This is a genomic window from Kordiimonas sp. SCSIO 12603, assembly GCF_024398035.1.
Taxonomy (GTDB): domain Bacteria; phylum Pseudomonadota; class Alphaproteobacteria; order Sphingomonadales; family Kordiimonadaceae; genus Kordiimonas.
This window is the reverse complement of the sequence record NZ_CP073748.1, coordinates 1,488,375-1,508,563: the sequence shown is the minus strand read 5'-3', so window position 1 is coordinate 1,508,563 and position 20,189 is coordinate 1,488,375. Positions and strand designations below refer to the sequence as shown.

20 protein-coding genes are annotated in these 20,189 nt (G+C 44.4%); 6 read left to right on the top strand and 14 right to left on the bottom strand.

All coding sequences use genetic code 11. The features are described 5' to 3' along the window. The first annotated feature begins 222 nt into the window (after positions 1-222). Both KFE96_RS06890 and KFE96_RS06885 read left to right on the top strand, forming a co-directional pair. A complete protein-coding gene (locus tag KFE96_RS06890; RefSeq protein WP_255835247.1) occupies positions 223-1,494 on the top strand; it encodes a capsule biosynthesis protein in 1,272 nt (423 codons plus the stop codon). Next, positions 1,494-3,059 carry an LTA synthase family protein gene (locus KFE96_RS06885; protein WP_255835246.1) on the top strand — a complete coding sequence of 522 codons (1,566 nt, stop codon included), beginning with the start codon at positions 1,494-1,496 and terminating at the stop codon, positions 3,057-3,059. Before KFE96_RS06890 ends, KFE96_RS06885 begins: the two co-directional genes overlap by 1 nt. Here the strand turns inward: KFE96_RS06885 and KFE96_RS06880 are convergent. The 4 genes from KFE96_RS06880 to KFE96_RS06865 form a co-directional block, all read right to left on the bottom strand. Next, on the bottom strand, positions 3,056-3,499 hold the full coding sequence (locus KFE96_RS06880; RefSeq protein WP_255835245.1) for a DUF805 domain-containing protein: 444 nt from the start codon (positions 3,497-3,499) through the stop codon (positions 3,056-3,058). The two genes, KFE96_RS06885 and KFE96_RS06880, sit on opposite strands and share 4 nt — an antisense overlap. A 60-nt stretch (positions 3,500-3,559) precedes the next feature. Further along, positions 3,560-4,456, bottom strand: coding sequence for an alpha/beta hydrolase fold domain-containing protein (locus tag KFE96_RS06875; RefSeq protein ID WP_255835244.1), 897 nt, complete (start codon positions 4,454-4,456; stop codon positions 3,560-3,562). 127 nt (positions 4,457-4,583) lie between these two features. Then, on the bottom strand, positions 4,584-4,793 hold the full coding sequence (locus tag KFE96_RS06870) for a hypothetical protein (RefSeq protein WP_255835243.1): 210 nt from the start codon (positions 4,791-4,793) through the stop codon (positions 4,584-4,586). Between the two features lie 3 nt (positions 4,794-4,796). Continuing rightward, positions 4,797-5,960 carry a Na/Pi symporter gene (locus KFE96_RS06865; RefSeq protein WP_255835242.1) on the bottom strand — a complete coding sequence of 388 codons (1,164 nt, stop codon included), beginning with the start codon at positions 5,958-5,960 and terminating at the stop codon, positions 4,797-4,799. A gap of 262 nt (positions 5,961-6,222) precedes the next feature. Between KFE96_RS06865 and KFE96_RS06860 the strand changes: the two genes are divergently transcribed. After that, a complete protein-coding gene (locus KFE96_RS06860) occupies positions 6,223-7,584 on the top strand; it encodes a hypothetical protein (RefSeq protein WP_255835241.1) in 1,362 nt (453 codons plus the stop codon). 81 nt (positions 7,585-7,665) lie between these two features. Here the strand turns inward: KFE96_RS06860 and KFE96_RS06855 are convergent, their stop codons facing one another. The 10 genes from KFE96_RS06855 to KFE96_RS06810 form a co-directional block, all read right to left on the bottom strand. After that, a complete protein-coding gene (locus KFE96_RS06855; RefSeq protein ID WP_255835240.1) occupies positions 7,666-8,349 on the bottom strand; it encodes a hypothetical protein in 684 nt (227 codons plus the stop codon). A gap of 155 nt (positions 8,350-8,504) precedes the next feature. After that, entirely contained in the window at positions 8,505-8,849 is a 345-nt protein-coding gene (locus KFE96_RS06850) for a nuclear transport factor 2 family protein (protein WP_255835239.1), read from the bottom strand. A 59-nt stretch (positions 8,850-8,908) separates the two neighbouring features. Next, positions 8,909-9,541: a hypothetical protein gene (locus tag KFE96_RS06845; protein WP_255835238.1), complete on the bottom strand. Its 633-nt coding sequence runs from the start codon at positions 9,539-9,541 to the stop codon at positions 8,909-8,911. Between the two features lie 318 nt (positions 9,542-9,859). Then, the gene (locus KFE96_RS06840; protein WP_255835237.1) at positions 9,860-10,456 is read right to left on the bottom strand and encodes a hypothetical protein; all 597 of its coding nucleotides are present in this window, start codon (positions 10,454-10,456) and stop codon (positions 9,860-9,862) included. A 47-nt stretch (positions 10,457-10,503) separates the two neighbouring features. After that, complete coding sequence (locus tag KFE96_RS06835) at positions 10,504-11,112, bottom strand: hypothetical protein (RefSeq protein WP_255835236.1); 609 nt, start codon at positions 11,110-11,112, stop codon at positions 10,504-10,506. 120 nt (positions 11,113-11,232) lie between these two features. Then, positions 11,233-11,730: a DinB family protein gene (locus tag KFE96_RS06830; RefSeq protein ID WP_255835235.1), complete on the bottom strand. Its 498-nt coding sequence runs from the start codon at positions 11,728-11,730 to the stop codon at positions 11,233-11,235. Between the two features lie 91 nt (positions 11,731-11,821). After that, positions 11,822-13,744, bottom strand: a complete 1,923-nt coding sequence (gene cysN, locus KFE96_RS06825; protein ID WP_255835234.1) for a sulfate adenylyltransferase subunit CysN — start codon at positions 13,742-13,744, stop codon at positions 11,822-11,824. Positions 13,745-13,752: 8 nt separating this feature from the next. Beyond that, on the bottom strand, positions 13,753-14,559 hold the full coding sequence (locus tag KFE96_RS06820) for a sulfotransferase family 2 domain-containing protein (RefSeq protein WP_255835233.1): 807 nt from the start codon (positions 14,557-14,559) through the stop codon (positions 13,753-13,755). Positions 14,560-14,594: 35 nt separating this feature from the next. After that, positions 14,595-15,500 (bottom strand): sulfate adenylyltransferase subunit CysD, encoded by a 906-nt coding sequence (gene cysD, locus KFE96_RS06815; protein WP_255835232.1) that lies wholly within the window; start codon positions 15,498-15,500, stop codon positions 14,595-14,597. Between the two features lie 255 nt (positions 15,501-15,755). Further along, on the bottom strand, positions 15,756-17,708 hold the full coding sequence (locus KFE96_RS06810; protein WP_255835231.1) for a LicD family protein: 1,953 nt from the start codon (positions 17,706-17,708) through the stop codon (positions 15,756-15,758). A gap of 132 nt (positions 17,709-17,840) precedes the next feature. Between KFE96_RS06810 and KFE96_RS06805 the strand changes: the two genes are divergently transcribed. From KFE96_RS06805 to KFE96_RS06795, 3 genes are all read left to right on the top strand, one after another. Then, positions 17,841-18,236 carry an adenylyltransferase/cytidyltransferase family protein gene (locus tag KFE96_RS06805; RefSeq protein ID WP_255835230.1) on the top strand — a complete coding sequence of 132 codons (396 nt, stop codon included), beginning with the start codon at positions 17,841-17,843 and terminating at the stop codon, positions 18,234-18,236. Positions 18,237-18,352: 116 nt separating this feature from the next. Then, a complete protein-coding gene (locus tag KFE96_RS06800) occupies positions 18,353-19,411 on the top strand; it encodes a GSCFA domain-containing protein (protein ID WP_255835592.1) in 1,059 nt (352 codons plus the stop codon). After that, positions 19,389-20,153: a hypothetical protein gene (locus KFE96_RS06795; protein ID WP_255835229.1), complete on the top strand. Its 765-nt coding sequence runs from the start codon at positions 19,389-19,391 to the stop codon at positions 20,151-20,153. Before KFE96_RS06800 ends, KFE96_RS06795 begins: the two co-directional genes overlap by 23 nt. The last annotated feature ends 36 nt before the right edge of the window (positions 20,154-20,189 follow it).

Genomic DNA, 20,189 nt, shown 5'->3' with positions numbered 1-20,189 from the left:
ATCACTGTACAAAAACTCAACCGTTAATTACATTTTTATCCGAATTACGTTTTTTGTAGCAGCATAATTCTATTCCTTAATAGGTCAGCATGAACTCAACATGAACAAACGTTTAGATACATAAACCGGTTCATTTGCACTAGCAAACAGTTGAATGCGTTCCGTGCATTTGTTAAGACGAGCACTCGCCTTTAGGCATATTTCCAATAACGAAAGAAACGCATGTCACAACCTGTTGGCAAATCCAGCGCAGTTAAGCCAATGTCAGTCTTGTTTCTGCAAGGACTAGCATCACCTTTTTATAAGGTGTTGGCTGACAAGCTTACGGATGCCGGAGCAACCTGCCACAGAGTGAACTATTGCGGCGGCGATATCTGGTTTGGGAAATTCGGGCGACACAAGGTAGAAACCACACGTTTTCAGCAACCTCATGAATATCTACCGGTGTTCTACGAGGAACTCATTAAAGAAAAGCGCATCACTGATGTTATTCTGTTTGGTGATTGCCGCCCAATTCACCAACCAATCTTTCCTATTGCTGCGAAATTAAATATTCGCGTTCATGTTTTTGAAGAAGGCTACACACGCCCGAACTATGTGACTCTTGAAACAGGCGGGACCAACGCGAATTCTCCTCTACCACGGACAAAAGAAGCTGTAGAGGCGAGAGCCAAAACCCTGAAAGAGACCGGCGCTCTGGATAATCAGACCGACAGACCAACACTACCAAACCCAATGGGTGCCAGAGTTAGAATGGATTTGATGTTCCATCTTTCTAATATTCTATGCTGTATGCATTTCAGGAATTACCAAACACACCGCCCGGAAAAGGTATCTGCAGAAGCAAAAGGTTGGATAAACCGTTTCATTCGCAAGCAAGCCTATAAAAAAGCGAATTCTCAGGCTTTGGCATATTATGCAAAGCCAACGGATCGTTATTTCATGGTACCGCTACAATTGAACAGTGATTTCCAAATCAGAAATCACAGTAATTATGAAAGCGTACCTGATTTCATTGATGAAGTAATAGCCTCCTTCGCAAAGGCTGCACCAAATGGTATACGGCTTCTATTTAAAAGCCACCCGCTGGATAACGGCATGATTGACTACCGAAACCTGATTGAGCTGGCAGCTCTCAGGCACGGTGCAACTGGCCGGATTGATTACATTGAAGGCGGTGACCTGGATAAACTATTAAAACGTGCCGAAGGTGTTGTGCTTATCAACAGTACCGTTGGCTATGCCGCTTTAAAGCAAAATGCACCAGTTAAAGTAATGGGCCGCGCAATTTACGATATGAAGGGCCTGACATACCAGGGACCACTTGATGATTTTTGGTCTAATGCCAAGGCACCAGACACACTTTTCATCAATAATTTCCTCAGGGTTGTACGTGCTGATAGCCAGCTGTATGGTGATTTCTTCACGCCAACTGGTATTGAGCTTGCAGCAAGCGCTGCCGTTACACGCCTTATGAACAGGAAAAAACAATAATGCTGGGTTTAATCCTGTTTGCAGCCATCATTGTGCTGCCTTTTGGTGCTGAAGCATACGCAAGAAAAATCCCCGAAAATGAAAATGGCGGTGCAACACGTTCAGCCAGCTTCTATCTGCTCACACCGCTTATGGGGGCTTTTGTATATGGTAGTTTCGCGGTATTCGCTGCACACCCCATTTTGGCTTTAGCAGGTTCAACGCTGTTTTATGCGGGCCTTACCGCCGTATCCAACAAGAAATATGAAGTACTTGATAGTCCCTTTAACGCTCATGATTTTGATAATCTCAGGAACCTTTACATCTATCCTGAATTTTATCTTTCCTATGTAGGCTGGCCTATCATTGCGCTTGTGATTGCAGCATTTGCAGGGATCATTGGCTTAAGCCTTAATTTTGAAGAAAGCTTTCCAATATACGGATGGATTGGCACCCCTCACCCGGCCCTTTCCTATTTTCTCTTTATCGGCCTGTGGCTTGTGTTCATCAGAGTTTTCAGAGGTATTTTCAGCCTTTCCTTCAACGAACAGACGATGAACGAGCACGGTGTTACTCTGGAACTGAAAGAAGACATCACCCGCTTTGGCCTGTTCCCAACAGTGATGCTGTACCGCATGCTTCTGAAGATGACTGTTGATAAAACCGAGCTACGTACGCAGCAGATAACAGCTCATACAGCGAAACCTCAGGATATCATTGCTATACAAGGGGAAAGCTACTTCGATCTGGAACGCTTATTCACCCTGTTACCGGAGGCTAAGCGCACCGGCTGGCAAGCACTCCGCAATCTTGAAGCCGACGGTGTAACCACTGGTACAATAGAGGTTCCTGCATGGGGTGCCTATACCATGCAAACAGAGTTTTCCTTCCTGTCCATGATGGAAAACAACAAACTGGGGGTGGACCGCATAAACCCCTACATGCGGTTTGCGCAAAAGCCAGTAACAACAATTGCAAGTTTGCTCAAAGATGCTGGATACCGCACAATCTGCATCCACCCGGCGAAAAAAGAATTTTTCCGCCGTTCCGATGTTATGCCTAATCTGGGGTTTGAAGAATTCATCGGTATCGAAGAATTTAATGACGCACCCTACTTCGGGAAGTATATTGCTGATAGCGCACTGGGGAAACGCATTGATGAGATTGTTGCCGAACATCACACCACAAGTGACAAGCCACTGTTCATCTTTGCAATCACCATTGAAAGCCACGGGCCGTGGGCTTCAGGCAGACTTGATGAGCATGTGAATGAAACGGCTCTTATCGCTGAAAACCCAACAGGGGATAGGGAATTCGCCCTATACCAGCAGCATATGGAAAACCTGATGGGCTTGTTTCAAAACTTGAGCACAAACTCAAATAGCAAACGCCCACGTACTGTTGCTCTATACGGCGATCATATGCCCGCACTCGGCTCGCTTTTTAAAGAACATGGCTTCACGGATATTCCTACTGATTATCTAATCTGGAACAGCGAAAAGCAGGTAACAGCACCAAACACAATGGCAATCAATGATTTTGCAGCTTTCGTGATGAAGGAAAGTGGTGTTTCATTAAAACGCTAATCTTCAGCGCTATCTTCCTTAAGCGGATCTTCTCCAAACTCATTATCGCCAGATACACCCTTCAGCCACAGACATATGCCCATAAAGGCCCCAACAAGAGCGGTATACATAAACTGTAAGCTGAGAAAATCACCTGCAACTGGCAGAAGCCATACGGTGACAGGGATAAGATAAAGCCCTAGCCAATAAGACGGGTACCCCAGATCATGAAGCCTGCGAGACTGAAGCGACAGAAAACCAAGTCCAATAATAATCTGGTATGCGAGGATAACCCAAGGCCCAGAAACTTCGCCCGCAATTGCCGCTACAATCCACACAGGGATATGGAAAACAAAACTGGCAATCAGGAAATACCAATATTCTTCACGGCAAGAACGCCCACCATATTCAAACATACGTTTGAGCGTGAAACTAAAAGTGCGAAACAAAGCCTTAAACATGCGGGACCCCAGATATATTGATCCCGCTTTATAACCAGCAGCGCTTTAAGAATCCAGCATCTAGGCTGTTAGCACATCTGCAAGCTGCTCTCTAAGCTTCTTACCTTCAGGGGACTTCACCACCGGCCAGCAGTGGAACATGCCCTTATATTCTGTGAGATACACTTCCCCGCCTTCGGCTTTCATTTTTTCTTCAAACCTGCGGCAATCAGCCAGCATAATATCCCGTGTACCAATAAAAATATGGCACGGCGGCAAATTGTTGAGTGGCCCTTCAATAGGGCTTACGCGTGGGTCATGGAATTGAAGATCACCGGCATAAAGCTTTCCTGCTTCCACCAGGCCCGGCTTTGATATCCAGGGGTCAACCCTATCCACCTCAAGCACACCATCTGTTTCAAGGGTGATATCAAACCAGGGAGAAAGAAGCGCTAAGCTTTTCGCCTTTGGCGTAATGCCTTTGGCCTGCAGCACCTGCATAATGGCCACAGCCATACCAGCTCCCGCACTATCGCCAAACACATCCAGCCTGCGGTACCCCACCTTTTCTTCTGCCCAAAGATACGCTTTTTCAGCAAAAGCCAATGTATCTGCGGCCGTTGAGGTGGGTGCTAGCGGATAAATTGGTACGTAAACTGTACGCCCCAGCCTGCACGCCATATCGGCTGCGAACATCCACTGGCGTTCAATAATTTCGAAAACATACGCACCGCCGTGAAGATACATAAACGCATCACCGCTCGTACCCGTTTTTGGTGTGAGTGTAATAACCGGATAACCGCCCACAAGGGCTTCATCCACATGGCACCTTTTCTCCACATACTCAGGTGGATCATAGGTAATGCTGTTGGCGCGCTGCGCCATCATCCCATGTAGGGCTTCTGCGGATAAGAAGGTTTTCTTTCTGCCTGTAACCTTCAACACCGCGATCCAGAATTGTGCCGCTAAACTCGGCATGCCAAACTCCCCCGCTTAACATCATTTGCCTGAATGACGGGGCGCATAAAGCACTTTTTGATAGTAAATCTCAAGTAAAAAATACAACCATTTAACTATTAGTGTACATTTTTACCTAAAATTTTACCTAAATCTCGGTTTTCAGGGCTGTCCAATACTCTTGCAAACCGTATGCTTCTGTGTGAACTTCATCAATATAATCTTCCAGATGATCGATCATATTATGCTGTTCTTCTTCTTCGAGCATTTCGATTCTGTCTTGCAGGTTCGCAAGTGTAACTTCCACCTGCGTAATCTTTTCTCGCAGCAATTCTTTTTGAAGGGCTATATCTGTCACGGTCTAAATTCCCATTGTTTCGCTAAGCGCAATCAGCGCGGAAGGTACAAGGAAGAAAACAGTGCCAATATAAGCGGCAACATATATCTTTTTCTTTACAGCAAGACCGGAAAGCCATTCAGCTAGCTGCGGCGGAATATTCCTGAGAAACGGGATACCGTAAACAACAAGCACACCGAGGCTGTTATAAACCAGATGCACAAGCGCTACCTGAAGCGCGAAATAAGCGTTCCCGCCCACAACCGCCGTTGCCGCAAGAAGCGCGGTGATACAGGTGCCGATATTCGCCCCCAGTGTGAACGGATATATCTGCCTTAGGGAAAACACCCCGCTACCCGCAAGCGGTACAATAAGGCTGGTGGTCGTGGAAGACGACTGCACAAGAACCGTAATAAGCGTACCGGATGCAAGGCCTGATACAGGCCCGCGCCCCACCGCATAATGCATAATATCCTTCGCACGCCCGGTCATCAGTTCTTTAAGCAGGCGGCCAATGAAGGAAATGGACAGGAAAATCATCCCGATCCCGATAAAGATCATCAAGATACCAGCCACCACATCAGATGCACCAAAGCGCTCGAGCGTCCCCTCGACCAAATTAATCGGCGGGGAAACCAGTGGTTTAATAAAGTTAAATCCGCCCATGGAAACATTCTCACCGCCCACCAGAAAGTTCGCGAGATAAGCCCCAACCTTTTGCAGGAAACCAAACATAATTTCGAGCGGCAGGAAGATAATCACGCAGATCACATTGAAGAAATCATGGATGGTGGCCGCAGCAAACGCGCGTTTGAATTCTTCCCCCTGTCTTACATGGCCAAGGCTTACAATCGTGTTGGTAATTGTGGTGCCAATATTGCTGCCCATCACCATGGGAATAGCAATTTCAACAGGCAAGCCACCCGCAACTAAGCCAACAATAATAGAGGTCACCGTGCTGGAAGACTGGATAAGCGCCGTGGCGATCGTACCAATCACAAGTGCAGTGATGGGATTACTTGCAAAAGCAAACAGCTCCCGCGCCTGATCCCCTGTTGCTAACTTAAAACCGCCACCAATGGTCGCCACCGCAACCAGCAGCACATAAACAAGGCCTGCAATAGCGAACCATTGCCCCCAACTGCCCGATGAAGTTTGGCCGTGCCGACCCGGCAATACATCAGTCATCGTATTTGTCCCACATATACTCGCAACCCTATAATCCGCGAGGTATAGAGCCACTCCCCTATGATGAATTTAATACAGTTTCGTTACAGTTCCGGGACTCTTTGGGAATTGATATTGATCAGACAAAGACAGCTTTTTTCTTATTTTCCAGCTTTTAAACGCACTCGCGCCTGCCTATAGTTCACACACTTTTTAAGTGCTTGATCAACCTTAAGATTTTATAGCTGAATAAACTTTAGATATTTTGTGATGGGGATTTTTGATGCGTTTCATGCACGCAATTAGTTTGTTATTTTCTATATCTGTTTTTATGTGGATGCAGCCCTTATCTGCTCAGGAAGAGACCACAACAAAGACTGAAAAAATTCATGCTGATATTATTGTTGAAAAGCAGGAAAACCACTTGCTTGCCACCTATCAGCTAGACAGGCCAACAACATCTTTCCAGTTTCAATATCATAGCAACGCCGATATCGGTGCACTTCTCCAAGTACAGGAGGCTGATCTCATCATCGCTAATGCAGTGGTTAAAGCTATAAATGGCAAACCCTTCCAATCTTTCTCCCTTGTTTTAAAACCTGATCAAACAGGCATACATCTGGATCATTGGTCTATCAGCCAACTCAAGCAAGGCGGTATTCTTTTGAACCCACGCAGTGTGATTGGTGAACAAAGGAAGTTCACCTCAACACTTTGCATAAAGGATGAAGATAACAGCTGCGCTGATATGAAAGCCGAAGCCGGTTATTATGATATCTTCAATGGCGGCATCATTGATAACTTCTCAGCTCGCCAAGGAGAACCTATTTATATCGGCAGTGGCGATTTTGACGTTTCTGGTGAAGGGTACCGCATTATGTTTGCCCCGAGCACATCCGAATGGGCAAGAGATTTTCTCACCAACATCATTAGCGGCACGTTGAAGAAGTTTAAAGACACGGGCCTATGGGAACCCGAAGTGGCGATCAATTTCTTTGTTCACCATTATAATCAACCGACTGACAAATATTACTGGACCAGCATCCCACAAGGTGGCGAGAGCATGATCCTGAACTTCAGGGCTGATAATCTGGACATAGAAAACGAATATGTGCGTGAGCAAATGAGCCTGAATATTATTTCTAACCTTTCCACGACAGCAGCGTACAATTGGTTTGCAGATTTTCTCGACCCTGAGGAAAACTGGACGTATTGGGCCAGTTCGCTTTATTGGCAAGGCCATTTTAGCAAAGAACTGCTGAACCAAACGAACCGCCTTGAAGAAGATTTTGAGAGATCAGGCACAGCGTGTTTTACCGAATTGGAAGCCCTTATCGAGGGAAAATCGAATGAACAAGCTTACCAGTGCGGACTTTTTAGCATGCTGCTGTTGGATGATGCCTTAGCTAAGGCCGGACTTAAGCTAACAGTACTGGATGCCCTTAGAGATGCGAGAGAAAATTTCACCTATAGCGCTTCACCAAAAGAGCTGATTACGGATTACTTGAAACGGCAAAACGGCATACCAAAGCAAAACCTTTATCTGCTAGAGGAATTCCCAGAGGAAAACCCGGCTCGCTACAAAACCTTATTGTTGGAAACTATGGCGCGGCTTGGGAAATCACTCGCATCACAAGCAAATTAATAGTGAGCTCCCCCACCGAAGACTTACATGTCTTTTCGTGTTTAAAGGATGAAGCAAAAATTGCTTCATCCTTTAAACACTTTATTTTCTATCTCGCTTACGAGAGCGATTGGCGTGCTCCATGGCCTTGAAACCAATATTGGGGCAGAAGGTATAGATATTATCGGAATTTCTTTTCGAACCATCGCCAATGGTCCAGCGGAATTTAAGGCAGTGATCAGGCCCATCCAGTTCCAGAATTTCAAGCCTTATTGGCCTTGGTGAAAGATAGGTGCGTACCTCGCCCTGCTTCCAGTTACCCAGCGGGAATTTAATCCCAAGGCCAGTATATATTCTCTCACCCCACTTTTTGCGCTTATCATAAAGGCGCACCAGGCCATCCCGTGATGCATTGATAGTGAAATGGGATATCACTTTGCCCGTATAGGGGTTATCGAACGTACGGATATAGTAGGGAATCTCTTCACCAGCCCACTTAATCTCCGTATCATTGGTTTCGGTTTTAAAAGGGCCTTTAATATAAAAATCATTACACTGCCTGCCGTTCACTGAAACACAGGTGGTGGTGGTGGCTTCCTTCAGCACCAGTTCGTGCTTACCGTCCCACTTGAGGCCAGTGAACAGCTCAACAGGAATGAAACGCTCTTTGGTTTCGTTATTGTAGGCGTTATCCCAAGGGTTAGTTTCTTCAGCTGCCACAGCTGCGTGCCCCAACAGGGCCGCACACAAAAGGGTGGCGGAACAATATTTTAGATATTTTTTCATTTTTAACTCTCGCTATCGTCGTGTAGGCAAAACATAGCGCGGGGAGCATATAAAACAACAAAACCTTAGTTGTAAGGGACGCTTCTTTAGTTGGTTTATGTGGCCCTCTACGGGCACGACTATAGGGATAGCAGCTTATCTAAGCCTGTCAGGAATTAATCCCGCAGTTCGATGGCATCATAGAAAGATTGAATTTCCAGAATTTTGCCGTTTTTGCACACGAGCCAATCAACAGCAGGCCGAGGGCCTTTGGGTGTTTCGTGGATAAAATGAATAACTGCTTCATTCCCTTCGCCCATAATGCGAACGATCTTAAGCGAGACAACATTTTCCGCCGCCATGGGCTTCACCCATTCCAGATATTTCTCCCGCCCTTCCATACGGCCAAAAGGGCTGGTGTGGGTAAATTCATCCGCCAGCGGAATATCATCTGGCTTACCCGCGATCCAGCCTTCAATCCAAAGCCGAGCAAGCGTTTTAGCATCAGGGTGATTGGTCATGATGATGGTTCTTTATACATGGATATCTCAGTTACTGAGCCAAATTAGAGTTACGTATACTATTCTATTTCTCCTGCTTCCGTCAGCCACACAGAAGACAAAATACAAATATCATTGAAACCTAGCTCTTCCTCATCCATTCTTAAATCATTCGCCATTTGTGGTAACGTCTGTATAAATCTCTGGTAATGTTCAATAATTATATTCGCGCCGGGTACAGTTACACGCCTTGAGTCCCGCTGCAAAAAATTACGAACAACACGAATTACCTCATTTACATCGTTATTGTGAGCTCTAATATCTTGACCTGCAATATCGGAGATAAAAGCCTGATATCTATATCTTTCCACATCTAAAATGAGAGCTTTCTTAGATTTATGTTTGTTCTCACCAAATCTTTTAGCCCCTAAAAAACATCCTAATTCCAAAGGCATATTAAATCGGGGTAACTGATTTGTTTCATCTAACTCCGTACGAGAAAGATCGTGAATTCCAAACTTACAATCATCAATAAGACGATATATTTTATCCATACGAACTTCAGCGCCATCCTCCACTTCAAGAGCAGATCTAGCGACAAAGCCACAATCAAAAATGGTGAAAATTATAGCATTCAATAGCGGTTTATATTGATCATCAAATGGACAATTAATAAACACATTATCTGTATAGCCAGAATATTGACTAGACATACACCCCCAACTTTTATGAAAACTAGCCGGTCTTTTTTAATGACTGCCGTATAGTATACTGAGCATCACTAACAGTGAAATGTCCCTTTTTTACGGGCGATTTTACTATCCTAGTAGTTTTCCTACTTGTGCCACGATTGCTTTGTTCAGAAACAACAAATCTACCTGTGTTTTGATTTCGGGTTATTTCTTTTGTTGCCATGTGAATACTTTATCAACCTAAATCTATGACGATGAATATGTATAATAACACGAAATCTCTTTATAAAAAAGACTACCATTGTCGAGAACCTTTAAGAAACGGCATTATTCAGGAAATTACACCACCGCGCCTGTGAACTCACCATCCAGCTTATCCGGCACAATCCGACTTAGCACAGCCTTCGCTCCCGCCGCATCTTCAAGCACTGCAAAAGATACAAGCCCGCCATTCCCGAAGAAACGGTATCCTTTATAGCCGAGCACCGCTTGTGTTTTTTTTGGTTCAAAAATAATGGCTTCTGCACCGTTCCTGTGCTTCTTCAAATGAATAGTTTTCAGCTCATTATAGTTATAGCAAAACACACCCTTATGCGTGCACCGAATAGCGCCTTTATTGGTAAGCACATATAGGGATGCTTTCCTCTCGTTTGCTGTTCTTTCAGCTTCACTATACCCTATTGTAAATAGTGGTATAGCCTGCACCAGAAGCATGAGCTTAGTGGTACCCGTCACATATTCAATTGCAGTATCTAAATCAGCACTAACTAACTGAACCAGTCCGCCAATCAAAACCCACATCACCAAAAACACAGCGAATGCAAATAGTGTGATCTGAAGCCCGGTAAAATGTATTTTCGAACCGCCCTGCCCGTGCCAAAGGATTTCTTCACCTTCAACAAGTTCATCTTTGGCTTTAGTTAACAAATCCAGCATCTATTTCCTTTGTTCATCACCACATATTTCGCACTGAAATCGCCAGGCTATGCAGCTTCACCAACGAGTTCATTATCCAGTTTACCCGGCGCAATCTGGCTTAACACTGCCTTTGCTTCTGCGGCATCTTCGAGCATTGAAAAATGTACTATCTGGCCACTGCCACCCATATAACGATATGTCGCCAACAGCATTCCGTAGCTGACCGGAATATTGCTTTGCAAGGGTTCAAAAATTATAGATTCCCGGCCACCCCAATGACGCACTAAATGCACTGCTCTCAGTCCTTTATAGGAAACCGCCTCTGTGCCTTTCCCGTGAAGCAGCAGAACACGCTCATTGGTGAGGACATACAAAGAATTCTTTCGCCAATTCATCCTAATGCGAGGAACACCTAAGCCAAAAAATAATAGGATTGGTACAAGGGCATAAGCTAACCAGTTAAGAAGATAGAATACTTTATCCGGCATTTCTTTCAGATCAGCATATTCCACATTTCCTGTCAGGAAGAAAAAGCTCCAAACCTGATACAACACCACGCCTAAGCACAACCATTCATTGCCTGATAGTAAAAACCGCGAAGTTCCTTGCCCATGCCAGAGAATTTCTTCGCCCTCTGCCAATTCCTTCTTCGCATCATCCAGTAGTGTTTGCATACATCCTCCCAACCAATGAGGGAACTATACACACCAGAATAAAAAAGGCTACCGCCCATGGCAGCCTTTCTTAAGTCTTTCAACACAATGTGATTTTCACCTTAACGGCAATCTTTACGTTTAAACTACATCACGCAGATATACAGGATAATCAGTGGCATCTGGTGTTACCCCAGCCTGATTGAGCATAGCACCCACAAAACCCCGGTGATAATTGCCGTGGTTTACAATATGCATGAAAATATCGCCTCGGGTCATCGCGCCCTCGCCGCCATCTACGAAGGTGAAATTGATCACTTCCGCAAGCAATTCTTCGGTCATGCTTTCCGCGTAAGCACACCACCAATCATCCATCATCTGCTGTGCTTCAAACACAACGGCAAGAGGTGGGGATGTATCTGTATTTCTGCCCATATAGCCATGCGCACGCCCTTCAAGGTGGGCCCTGAAAATATCATCCACCACATACACATGGTTAAGTGTGTGAACGATGTTACCAAAATGGGTGTTCCGGTGCTTGAGCGCTTCTTCTTCCGTTAAAGACATAGCAAACCCGAATGTACGCTTATTGGCCCAGCGCTTGAAATCCATAAGTTTTACAATTGTCTCTTTGAGCATACTACACTCTCCCTTATCTGGCATTCAGTTACAAAAAAGGCCGGGAGAAATCCCAGCCTTTAAATATTTTATCTATCGCTTTTCATCTGGCTTATCGCTGCCCGTTTCCGTTCGCGTTCAGATAACCATTTTCTTCGAGATATTCTATAATCTGGTCTGCGCATTTTTCTGCGGCGAATTCCGCAGTTTTTACGTGGATGTCAGCGCGCTCTGGTTCTTCATAAGGGCTATCAAAGCCTGTGAAGTTTTTAATTTCACCTGCTTTTGCTTTCTTATAAAGGCCTTTCGGATCACGCTCGGCACATACCTCAATCGGGGTATCCACAAACACTTCAATGAACTCACCTTCGCCCATCATCTCGCGCACCATGCGGCGCTCGGTTTTGAAGGGTGAGATAAAGCTGGTCATCACCATAAGGCCCGCATCCACCATAAGCTTGGATACTTCACCTACACGGCGGATGTTTTCCACACGGTCAGCATCCGTGAAGCCAAGATCTTTATTGAGGCCGTGGCGCACATTATCACCATCCAGCACATAAGTGTGGCGACCGCGCGCAAACAGGCGCTTTTCAACAATGTTGGCAACGGTTGATTTACCTGAACCGGAAAGCCCCGTGAACCACAGAACCGCAGGGCGCTGGTGCTTCTGCTCAGCACGTGCTTCTTTATCCACATCCATAGCTTGCCAGTGGATGTTGGAGGCACGGCGAAGGGCAAAATCGATCATGCCCACACCAACTGTGTTATTGGTCATGCGGTCAATGATGATGAAGCTGCCCATTTCGCGGTTTGTATCGTATGGATCAAACGCGATCTGGCTATCCAGATTAATGTTACAGCGGCCAATTTCATTCAACTCAAGCTTCTTGGCAGCTGTTTCTTCAAGCGTGTTTACGTTCACCTTGTTTTTCAGGTCTGTTACCACGCCCGGCATCATCTTATTTGATGTTTTGAAAAGATATGGCCGGCCCGGCAGCATGGCTTCATCTGACATCCAGATGATTTTTGCTTCGAACTGATCTGCCACTTCTGGCGGGTTATCTTTGCCTGCGATCACATCACCGCGGGAGATATCAATCTCATCCTCAAGGGTGAGCGTTACCGCTTCACCCGCCACCGCGTAATCAAGTTCACCATCATAGGTAACGATGGATTTAATCTTGCTTTCCTTCGCGCTTGGCAGAGCTTTTACGCTGTCACCAACACGTACAGTACCCGATGCGATGGAACCAGAGAAACCACGGAAATCAAGGTTCGGGCGGTTCACCCACTGCACCGGCATACGGAAATCTGCGGATTGGCGATCATCATCAACCTCAACAGTTTCCAGATACTCAAGAAGGCACGGGCCGTTATACCACGGTGTGTTCTCACTGTGGTTCAGGATATTATCGCCTTTGAGCGCGGAAACCGGAATGGATACAATCTGCTTGAAACCGAAGTTTTTCGCGAATTCGCGGTATTCCAGCTCAATATCTGTCAGTACCTTCTGGTCATAGTCCACAAGGTCCATCTTGTTCACCGCAAGCACTACATGCTTGATACCAAGCAAGCTGGCGATAAAACTGTGGCGACGTGTTTGGGTAAGCACACCCTTGCGCGCATCAATCAGCAGGATGGCTACATCTGCCGTGGAAGCACCTGTTGCCATATTACGGGTGTACTGTTCGTGGCCTGGGGTATCCGCCACAATGAATTTGCGCTTATCTGTTGAGAAGAAACGGTATGCTACATCAATGGTGATGCCCTGCTCACGCTCGGCAGCGAGGCCATCAACAAGCAGTGCGAAATCAATTTCCTCGCCCTGCGTACCCATTTTCTTACTGTCAGATTCAAGTGCATTCAGCTGATCTTCAAAGATCATCTTACTATCATAAAGAAGGCGGCCAATCAGCGTTGATTTACCATCATCCACGCTACCACAGGTGATGAAACGCAGCATGGATTTCTCTTCCTGCGCTTTGAGGTATGCATCAATATCTTTAGCAATGAGTTCGTCTTGGTGTGCCATGGCAATTTCTATCGTTGTGGGATGACCATTGGGTCATAATTGAACACGTCAAAATCTGTCGCGAAGATTTGGTGTATTTTTTCAAGGGTATGCTGTTGCAAAAAACTATTCGCATGCAGAGGATATTGTGCCTCAGCGATCTCTACGGAAGACAGTTCGCTATAATCAGCATAGGTTTCACTGGTTTCGTATTTGGTTTGATTTTTATGCTCGATATCAGCATCGATACCATATTGTTCTTTCAGCCATTCACTAAACAGATTCATCTCTTCGATTTTGAAAATATGATCAAAACTGAAAGTGGTTGCCGCATCATTGATTTGAGACTGAATATTCCAGTGGTTATCAAGTTTTGGGCAAGCCCTACCTGCCGCTTTTACATGTTTTGATAAAACATCCAGAAACTGGCTAAACGAAATGCCAGCATAAAGCTGATCATCACTTTCATCATACCCCCACTGACGCAGTGACATTTGAACAAAAGGCTCCAGCCTCTCCCGCGATGTCAACCAATCACCACCATACAGAACAAACTTATTCAGATAGGCGCTTAAAACACGTGTAGCGGGATGACGTACAAGAGCAACTGTTTCATAGCCCTCTTCAAGTGCTAGCTTGTTCGCTTCTTTATGATCCAGGCCGTACCCTTCACCATCCAGATATCCTCGGGGGCCGGAATAACGGTCCTTATAATCCTTATAGCGAACGCCTAACCGATTAATCATAAACCAGCGCACAAAGCTGGTACATCCAGCTTTGGGGGACCAGTAGAATAATCTTCTGGCATTATGATCAACGTATGCGCGGCGTGTCATGAAACGGTTCCAATCCAAATACTCTACCCAAAAGGCTAGAAGTATCCTTCCTGCTTTTTCTTTTCCATGGAAGCTGCGCTATCATGGTCAATCACCCGGCCTTGACGCTCGGATGTGGTTGTCAGCAGCATTTCCTGAATAACCTCAGTAAGTGTGCTGGCTTCAGATTCCACGGCGCCCGTTAGCGGATAACAGCCAAGCGTGCGGAACCGCACCATTTTCATCTCTGGTGTTTCACCCTCACGGAGAGGCATGCGGTCATCATCAACCATAAAGAGCTGGCCATCACGCTCAACAACCGGGCGTTTTTCAGAAAGGTAAAGGCTTGGGATTTCTATATTTTCCAAGTGGATATATTGCCAGATATCAAGCTCGGTCCAGTTGGAAAGCGGGAATACACGGATGCTTTCACCTTGCGATTTACGGGTGTTATAAACACTCCACAGCTCTGGGCGCTGGTTCTTTGGGTCCCAGCGGTGCTGGGCAGAGCGGAAAGAAAATACACGTTCTTTCGCACGGGATTTCTCTTCATCCCGGCGTGCGCCACCAAAGGCTGCATCAAACTTGTATTTATCAAGCGCTTGCTTAAGCGCCTGTGTTTTCATCACATCCGTGTGGATTGCGGAACCATGAGTGAACGGGCCAACGCCTTCTTTCACACCTTCTTCATTGATGTGCACAATAAGGTCCAGACCGTTTTCTTTACAGATACGGTCGCGGAATTCGATCATCTCGCGGAATTTCCACGTGGTATCCACATGCATTACAGGAAACGGAGGTTTTGAAGGGTAAAATGCCTTCATGGCAAGATGCAGCATCACACTACTGTCTTTACCAATAGAATAAAGCATTACTGGGTTTTCAGCTTCTGCTGCAACTTCCCGCATAATCTGGATGCTTTCCGCTTCCAGTCGCTTCAAATGAGTAAGCGTTTTTGTCATTAATAACCGCCTAAAATTAATACATGCACTTCAAGAATATCTCACCGTAGGTATTAATCCACGGAAAAAACCCTTCAATAACTTGGGAAGGTCCTACTCCATATACAAGTAACAAGAAATCAATATTTTCTATACAACTCATATATCAGAGATTAACTTTTCAAAAAATATATACAAATAGCTATTTTTGAGTATATTTTTCTTATAAATTTGTAATTATGTAAAAAAGATCCTACTCACATAACAATAATCAAATTACTGCCCTGTCCACTCAAAAGCAGCGTTTGGGATGCGCCAGTCTGCTCCGTACCGAGCTTCCAGGACAGCTTCTACATCCGCTGGGGCAGAGAATAATTCACCTTTGAATTCTATCTGCCCAGCCGGAAGAAAGATATTTGCATCCTCAGGCACAATTGCCAGAGCTTTATGAGGCCAATATATTTTTCCCTCAAACTGCGCTAATATAAATATATCAATTGTTAAAGGTGGCCTCTGACAGTGAAATAGAGGTGCATGGGCTGGGCCCCGGCTAGTTTTAATCCCAGCGGCCTTCATCGCGTCATAAACTTTATCTGCCTCTTCAATCAACTTATCTGGGTGTACGTCTTCAACAATAATTGCCAGGTCAAGATCATCATCATGTGGAATAAAATCTTTTTCCCTCACCGCACCCAATAACGTTCCATACATCAGCATCGGCTTATATCCGAGTGCTTCAATATCATCACGAACCCTACAAAGCTGCTGCATTGTTTCCTTTTCGTCCCGATATCCAATCGGTACCATCAATCCATGCTTCCCAAGGCGGAGCGGAGACGCATACTTTTGTTGATCGAATACAGAGTTAGAACCTTCAAAAACCTTTTCTTCCAGATTTCCTGAATTTCTAGTTAATGCAGATAAAGGTTTGATCATATTACGGCGGCGATAGATGGTGAACATTTTCCCCAATACATATCCATGCTCAGGCAGCATTGGCGAAGGGCACAAAGCACCAACAAGATCCAGTATATCATTTAAATATTTATATTCCCGACCTTTTCGGTGAATACATGTCCATGTCTTTCGGTCATCACTGATTTCGAAATCAATAAACAAGGTATTTGCACATTGCATTTGGTTAACGTTCCAAACGCGCAGCCCATCAAACTCTTCCTCGCTCTCAAATTCGATAATACGAGAGCAAGCTTTTCCTCTGAAACCCAGTTGGTAATAATCAGGCGCAAAAGCACTTGATATATGATACATAAATTTGGTTGTTTTACCTGAAAAAACAGGCATATCAGCATCTGGTACGTTGCTATTTAAAAGCTGTATTCCCCCAAGAGACGTGGCCAAAGCACCATATACCCTGATACGCAAAAAACGTGCTTTTTGCTTTGCAAACTTGGCAACATAACCGCTTTCAGGCTTGGTTCCAAAATCCTGCCCAGGCACCAAAGCAGCATCAACAAGCTTCAATAGTTTACGAGCAAGAGAAGTCCGCCAAAGTTGATTTGGTTCAAATACCTCTTTTTTACGCAGAGCAGCAGCTTCAGCTATATCTGCGGCAATTAGCTCAAGCAGTAAATCGTAAGTTTCTTTTTTCCTGTCCGGTACAAACTTTCCAAGCTGCTCGGCCGCTTCAATAGTTGAAGCTATAAGTTCTTGCAATTGGGCACTTCGAAACTCGCCTTCAAAGTTTCGGTACAGGAGAACATCTTCACCTGTACTTCTTGTACCAAAAACTTTCAGCTTACTGTGGTTAATACCTTCAACACCCCCTCGTTTTTGCAGGTAAATATCCTGCAGTTCTACCGTGTCAGGTAAATCAGCCTGCCAAAAGGCACCCACTTCAGCTTTTGTATGTATATTATTACTAAAAAGTGCACCTGAAGTTGCTGCTTCAGCATTGCCTGCATCTCGGTAATGGCTGCTTTGAGAAGCAGTCACATACTCTGACAAATCAGTCAGCATAACCTTGCCTTTTTCCAGGCCAATAAAACTAAGCTGGCTAAAACACAGAGATGAACTAGCGCCTGAATCAGACTCAATACGAATTTTCTTAATGCCCTTAGGTACAGAGATATGCAGTGCTTTTAACGCTGTCGAAGGCGACCACTTATGACCAGGTAGAAACTTACCTAACTCTGTTAAATTCATACCTTCGCTAAGCTGCTGAAAATTTTTCTTCAATCGGTCAAGTTGACCCGATTTAAAGTTAGACATATTTAAAAATTTCTCCGAACAGGAACCAAGGGAAACGAAGCTTTCCCAAAGGGCTATTGCTTTACTTACATAAATCTATGCGTATATTGCACGATACAAAAATCAAGTAAATGACTACCTATTGGGAACATAATGAAACGAATAATTACGTTTGGCACATATGACTTACTTCATATCGGTCATATCAGATTGCTAAAACGAGCTGCGGCACTTGGAGATCATTTGATTGTTGGTGTATCGAGCGATGAGCTCAACATATCAAAAAAGGACAGAGCCCCAGTATATAGCACTGCAGACCGTGTTGAAATTATCAAAGCTTTAGAATGCGTTGATGAAGTATTTGTAGAAGAATCTCTTGAGAAAAAGGGTGAATACATTCAGCGATTTAAAGCAGATGCGCTCGTAATGGGAAATGACTGGGAAGGCAAGTTTGACGAGTATAAACCCCTATGTGAGGTAGTTTATCTCGAAAGAACAGATGGCATTTCGACCACTCAATTAATTGGCGACATATCGGAAAGGCTGTAATTATAGCTACATATACTTATGCGTTGATACTCGAAAAACCCTTTGCAAAAATATAAGCGTATCAATGCATATAATACTACTGGATAGAAGCCCTAGAGAAGAAAAGTATATTGGTGATGCATCCATATTCAAATCTACCTACCGAAGCTTTTTGGCGTACCGCTGTTGCCAGCAAAAACCCTCTAAACATTGAAGGTTTATGGAAACCCAAGTTTAAAATACTTCCTGATCAACAAGTTTTAACTGCAGGTTCTTGTTTTGCACAACATATTGGCAAAGCCTTATCAGCTAATGGTTATAACTGGCATGATGGGGAAATTGCTCCAGATTTTATCGATGCAGAAACCAAACATAAATATAACTACGGTATTTTTTCATTCCGTACGGGAAACATCTACACCACAAGCTTACTTCTTCAGTGGCTTGAATGGGCGGTAGATCCATCGAAAGCCCCCAAAGAATGCTGGAAGGATGCTAACGGCCGCTATTACGACCCTTTCCGCCCAAACATTGAGCCTAACGGCTTTACCAGTGAAGAAGAACTGATAGCTGCGCGTAATGCTACATTCACTGCTATTCGCAAAAGTTTAAAGACCGCTAAGTTCTTTGTATTCACTCTGGGGTTAACCGAGGCCTGGAAAAACACTGAAGAAGGATATTTCTACCCACTTTGCCCAGGAACACTTCAAGGCAGCTTTGATAAATCCAAACATGTTTTTGTGAATCTTAAATACCCTGAAATTCATTCCTCACTTGTTAAGGCAATTGAATTAGTCAAAAGCATTAATGATGACATTAAATTCATTCTTACAGTATCCCCGGTACCGTTAACGGCAACCGCTGCAGAAAAACATGTTCTGGTATCCACTACATATTCTAAATCAACTCTTAGAGCCGTTGCAGGAGATCTGGCTGATGAAAGAGATGATGTAGATTATTTCCCATCTTATGAGATCATTACAGGCACGCCATACAAAGGCATGTTTTACGAGCCAAACCAACGCAGCGTAGCCAACAGAGGTGTTGCGCACGTAATGGAACATTTTTTTGCAGATTTCGATGTTCCCAATGCACCCAAAGAACATGCTCAAGCGGAAACACAAACAATCCAGAATGATGAAGATGATATTGTCTGCGAAGAGGAATTGCTGGATGCTTTTTCGGAGAAAAAATAAAGTTGCCCTTCTTGGCAGTTCCCACATAACCGCATTGAAACGGTTTGTAGACAGTTCAGATTACACAGGATCCTTCAAATTTACATTTTTTGGCGGACCAGGCCAATCTATGCGTTTGCTTAAGGCCGAAGACGGCAAGCTCAGCTCAAACGATAAAAACCTAAGAGACAGTTTTTTAAAAACCTCTGGCAATATCACTAATGAAATTAACCCAGAAAAATATAAAAGCTTTTATCTCCATGGGTTGGTAAGTGGCTCCATGTTGGTTCAAACTATTATCAAGATGGATACATACATCAAAGAAGGCGGTTTTCTCTCTAATGCCTTAATCGAAGAAACATTCGAGAAATTCATTCATGGTACGCTCCTGCACACAACGTTGGAAAAACTGCGGCAGGTTACTGATAAACAGGCCTATGTATCATTAGCTCCATTGCCTTCTGAATTTATTACAAAAACGCAGAAAATTTACCGTTTTGATGATGATCGTATTGACACCTGCAAACAGCTTTTAGGAATGTTTGAAGCCTGTCTTTCCCGATATCTTGAAAAATTCGGCGCGCAATATATTGCCCAACCTGATAAATCAATTACACGCGGCATATTTACCATCAACGACTATATGACAGGTTCAAAGCCATTGAATGATGCCGTTTTGAAAAGTCAATCGCAACATGACCTTATTCATGCCAATGCTCTCTATGGCGAACTGCTTGTAAAAGCACTTCAAAAAGCCATATAAAGGCACCCGGGCATATAATTATTAAGAGTTAAGATA

Bases quoted from the DNA above. Each gene is read 5' to 3' on its own strand.
- KFE96_RS06885 (WP_255835246.1), top strand. From the start codon at position 1,494: ATGCTGGGTTTAATCCTGTTTGCAGCCATCATTGTGCTGCCTTTTGGT.
- KFE96_RS06880 (WP_255835245.1), bottom strand. From the start codon at position 3,499: ATGTTTAAGGCTTTGTTTCGCACTTTTAGTTTCACGCTCAAACGTATG.
- cysN (WP_255835234.1), bottom strand. From the start codon at position 13,744: ATGGCACACCAAGACGAACTCATTGCTAAAGATATTGATGCATACCTC.
- KFE96_RS06810 (WP_255835231.1), bottom strand. From the start codon at position 17,708: ATGTCTAACTTTAAATCGGGTCAACTTGACCGATTGAAGAAAAATTTT.
- KFE96_RS06840 (WP_255835237.1), bottom strand. From the start codon at position 10,456: ATGCTGGATTTGTTAACTAAAGCCAAAGATGAACTTGTTGAAGGTGAA.
- KFE96_RS06805 (WP_255835230.1), top strand. From the start codon at position 17,841: ATGAAACGAATAATTACGTTTGGCACATATGACTTACTTCATATCGGT.
- KFE96_RS06850 (WP_255835239.1), bottom strand. From the start codon at position 8,849: ATGACCAATCACCCTGATGCTAAAACGCTTGCTCGGCTTTGGATTGAA.
- KFE96_RS06820 (WP_255835233.1), bottom strand. From the start codon at position 14,559: ATGACACGCCGCGCATACGTTGATCATAATGCCAGAAGATTATTCTAC.
- KFE96_RS06855 (WP_255835240.1), bottom strand. From the start codon at position 8,349: ATGAAAAAATATCTAAAATATTGTTCCGCCACCCTTTTGTGTGCGGCC.
- cysD (WP_255835232.1), bottom strand. From the start codon at position 15,500: ATGACAAAAACGCTTACTCATTTGAAGCGACTGGAAGCGGAAAGCATC.
- KFE96_RS06860 (WP_255835241.1), top strand. From the start codon at position 6,223: ATGCGTTTCATGCACGCAATTAGTTTGTTATTTTCTATATCTGTTTTT.
- KFE96_RS06845 (WP_255835238.1), bottom strand. From the start codon at position 9,541: ATGTCTAGTCAATATTCTGGCTATACAGATAATGTGTTTATTAATTGT.
- KFE96_RS06865 (WP_255835242.1), bottom strand. From the start codon at position 5,960: ATGACTGATGTATTGCCGGGTCGGCACGGCCAAACTTCATCGGGCAGT.
- KFE96_RS06890 (WP_255835247.1), top strand. From the start codon at position 223: ATGTCACAACCTGTTGGCAAATCCAGCGCAGTTAAGCCAATGTCAGTC.
- KFE96_RS06795 (WP_255835229.1), top strand. From the start codon at position 19,389: ATGCTTTTTCGGAGAAAAAATAAAGTTGCCCTTCTTGGCAGTTCCCAC.
- KFE96_RS06800 (WP_255835592.1), top strand. From the start codon at position 18,353: ATGCATCCATATTCAAATCTACCTACCGAAGCTTTTTGGCGTACCGCT.
- KFE96_RS06875 (WP_255835244.1), bottom strand. From the start codon at position 4,456: ATGCCGAGTTTAGCGGCACAATTCTGGATCGCGGTGTTGAAGGTTACA.
- KFE96_RS06830 (WP_255835235.1), bottom strand. From the start codon at position 11,730: ATGCTCAAAGAGACAATTGTAAAACTTATGGATTTCAAGCGCTGGGCC.
- KFE96_RS06835 (WP_255835236.1), bottom strand. From the start codon at position 11,112: ATGCAAACACTACTGGATGATGCGAAGAAGGAATTGGCAGAGGGCGAA.